Here is a 2,984-nt window from a genome sequence, read left to right as displayed (position 1 = left end):
GCGTCATCCTTTGATCTCAGGAACAGTGGGACGGATCAGGCGCCAGATCGACGGGAAAGGTCAAGCCATCGCCGCGATGGGATCGGCCACCCTGGCCTGATCGGCGTGGCAGACCTCGCCCGAGAGCCTGGCGACCGCGCCCGGCGCGATCTCGTGCGACAGCAGCCGGTCGAGATCGACAGGGCGCGGCATCGAAATCTGGCCGCGCGGAATCCGCTTGAAACCGAGCGGACCGTAATAGGGTTCGTCACCGACCAACATGACCGCGGGCGCGCCGGCCTTGGCGGCGGCCTCCAGCGCGATCGCCACCAGTCGGCGGCCGATGCCGAGATTCTTGAAGGCCGGCCGCACCGCAAGCGGCCCGAGCATCAGCGCGCGACCGGCGCCGGCGGCGACGCGGGTCATGCGCACCGAGGCGACGACAAGGTCACCATCGACGGCGACAAAGGACAGCGAGCGTTCGTGCCCTCCGGCTTCGCGGATCTTGTAGGCGGCCAGCACAAAGCGGCCGGGCCCGAAGGCTTCGTCGTTGATGGCTTCGATCTGGAGGTCATGCACCGGGGTTTCCGGCAGGTATTTCACGTCGGCAAGGCTCATGGTCTTTGCGTTCCGGTAAGGAGGAAAGGTTTGCTGCAAACGGCAGCATTCGCCAGTCAGCGCTTCATCAAGCGCGGGCGCCCTTTCGTCGTCGGTCAAACCGGATCAAAGCAAAGTCGAACATGCGGATTGTCCGCTAGCATCAATTTCCTGCCGCTGCAATCGGCCGTTTTTGTCCGTCGTTTCTGCCAAGTGACGGTCTGTTCAGCACCTGACGTCTTCGACAGGGCAGCCTTGCGCCTACATAAACCAATAGGACGCAAGGAGATTTGCATGGGATTGCTGGTTGAAGGCAGGTGGCAGGATCGCTGGTATGACACGGCGGACAACGGCGGCAGGTTCGTGCGGACGCACTCGCAATGGCGCGATTGGATCACCGTTGACGGAGCGCCGGCCGAAGGCCGGACGCGCGGCTTCAAGGCCGAGCCCGGCCGCTATCATCTCTATGTCTCGCTTGCCTGTCCATGGGCGCACCGGACGTTGATCTTTCGCGCGCTGAAGAAGCTGGAAGGCATCATATCGGTGTCGGTGGTGCATCATTTCATGGGCGCCAACGGCTGGACGTTTTTGGCTGAGGACGGCGCTACCGGCGATACACTTTACGGCCTCGACTTCCTGCACCAGATCTATGCCAAAGCCGATCCCGCCTATTCGGGCCGGGTGACGGTGCCGGTGCTGTGGGACAAAAAGGAGCAGACCATCGTTTCCAACGAGTCTTCCGAGATCATCCGCATGCTGAATTCGGCTTTCGACGAATGGGGCGATGCCAGGCTCGACTTCTATCCCGAGGACCTGCGCCGCGAGATCGACCGCATCAATGCGCTGGTCTATCCCGCGGTCAACAATGGCGTCTACCGCGCCGGCTTCGCCACCACGCAACGCGCCTATGAAGAGGCGTTCGGCGAACTGTTCGCGGCGTTGGATACGCTGGAGGAGCGGCTGTCAAAACAGCGCTATCTCGTCGGCAGCCGCATCACCGAGGCCGACTGGCGGCTGTTCACCACGCTGGTGCGCTTCGACCCGGTCTATGTCGGCCATTTCAAATGCAATCTGCGCCGCATCGTCGACTATCCGAACCTGTCCAATTATCTGCGGGATCTCTATCAGGTGCCTGGCGTGGCCGGGACCGTGAACCTGCATCATATCAAGGCGCATTATTACGCCAGCCATCAGACGATCAATCCGACGCGGATCGTTCCGGTAGGGCCGGAACTGGATTACGGCGCACGGCATGACCGGGCGCGGTTCGAGAAAGCGGCGGCCTGATCTACCAGTAGGGCGAGGGCTGCTCGTCGCCAAAAATCTCGGCGATCCGGCGCAGCGTCGCCGGCGTCGTGCCCTCAGGCAAGCGGTCGAGCGGGAAGAAGCCAGCTTCGGCGATCTCGTGGTCCGGCAGCTTCGGCGCCGTCTGGCTGAAATGCTCGATCAGGTAGAAGCCGACATGGTCGCGGCGGCTGGCGCGACGATTGAAATGCATCGACTTCAGCACCGGCGGGGCGGTCAACGCGATGTTGCCTTCCTCGGCCAGTTCGCGTGCCAGTGCCTCGGCAAGCGTCTCACCGACTTCGACGCCGCCGCCGGGAAGCTGCCAGCCCGGCACATAAGTGTGTCGAATGAGGAAGACGGAATTGGACGCCGTGTCGTGGATCAGGCCGCGCACGCCAAGCGTCATCGGCCGCCGCAGCACGAAATAGAGATGGAACAGCCTGGCCCTGAGTCCAGCCCAGCCGGTCTGGCGGAAGGCATCTTCAGGTTTCGCCATCAGCTGCGAAACCGTGGGTGGAAAGGAAACCTTGTGTGGAAAGCCGCGCGCCCGTCGCCTATGAAAGAGAAATGTTCAGGCTCGCGCATATTTCCGATGTCCATCTGGGGCCGCTCCCCGATGTATCCTATCGCGATCTCGCCTCCAAGCGTGTGCTCGGCTACGTCAACTGGCAGCGCAACCGCCGCCGCCATATGCATGACGCCGTCATCGACACGATCGTGGCCGACATCAAGGCGAACGCGCCTGACCACCTCGCCGTCACCGGCGACCTGGTCAATCTGGCGCTCGACGGCGAGATCGAGATGGCCAAGCACTGGCTGGAGACGCTGGGATCGCCGCACGATGTTTCGGTCGTTCCGGGCAACCATGACGCCTATGTGCCCGGCGCCTTCGACAAGGTCTGCCGATCCTGGGCGGCGTGGATGAGCGGCGACGGCGTCAACACGCCGGTCGACCGCAACGCCTTCCCCTATCTGCGCGTGCGCGGCAATGTCGCGCTGATCGGTGTCTCGACGGCACGCGCAACGGCACCCTTCATGGCCAATGGTTTCTTCATGGAAGGCCAGGCGGATCGGCTTGGCAAAATCCTCGGGGATACCGCCGGGCAGGGGCTGTTCCGCGC

The 2,984-nt window shown here is 63.1% G+C and carries 4 protein-coding genes; 2 read left to right on the top strand and 2 right to left on the bottom strand.

The features are described 5' to 3' along the window. Window positions 1-60 precede the first annotated feature (60 nt). Complete coding sequence (locus tag EN935_RS29095) at window positions 61-597, bottom strand: N-acetyltransferase (protein WP_109661255.1); 537 nt, start codon at window positions 595-597, stop codon at window positions 61-63. 273 nt (window positions 598-870) lie between these two features. On the opposite strand from EN935_RS29095, the gene EN935_RS29090 reads away from it, so the two are divergent. Continuing rightward, the gene (locus EN935_RS29090; RefSeq protein ID WP_127263254.1) at window positions 871-1,863 is read left to right on the top strand and encodes a glutathione S-transferase family protein; all 993 of its coding nucleotides are present in this window, start codon (window positions 871-873) and stop codon (window positions 1,861-1,863) included. Window position 1,864: 1 nt separating this feature from the next. Here the strand turns inward: EN935_RS29090 and EN935_RS29085 are convergent, their stop codons facing one another. Beyond that, window positions 1,865-2,359, bottom strand: a complete 495-nt coding sequence (locus tag EN935_RS29085) for an NUDIX domain-containing protein (protein ID WP_126070226.1) — start codon at window positions 2,357-2,359, stop codon at window positions 1,865-1,867. A 71-nt stretch (window positions 2,360-2,430) separates the two neighbouring features. On the opposite strand from EN935_RS29085, the gene EN935_RS29080 reads away from it, so the two are divergent. Next, a partial coding sequence (locus EN935_RS29080) for a metallophosphoesterase (RefSeq protein ID WP_206534596.1) occupies window positions 2,431-2,984 on the top strand: 554 nt, incomplete at its 3' end.

The organism is Mesorhizobium sp. M7D.F.Ca.US.004.03.1.1 (assembly GCF_003998635.1).
Taxonomy (GTDB): Bacteria; Pseudomonadota; Alphaproteobacteria; order Rhizobiales; family Rhizobiaceae; genus Mesorhizobium; species Mesorhizobium loti.
This window is presented reverse-complemented; position numbering and strand designations above follow the sequence as displayed.

What these genes read in the sequence shown, in the direction of transcription:
- EN935_RS29085 (WP_126070226.1), bottom strand. Translation starts at nt 2,359, where the DNA reads ATGGCGAAACCTGAAGATGCCTTCCGCCAGACCGGCTGGGCTGGACTC.
- EN935_RS29090 (WP_127263254.1), top strand. Translation starts at nt 871, where the DNA reads ATGGGATTGCTGGTTGAAGGCAGGTGGCAGGATCGCTGGTATGACACG.
- EN935_RS29095 (WP_109661255.1), bottom strand. Translation starts at nt 597, where the DNA reads ATGAGCCTTGCCGACGTGAAATACCTGCCGGAAACCCCGGTGCATGAC.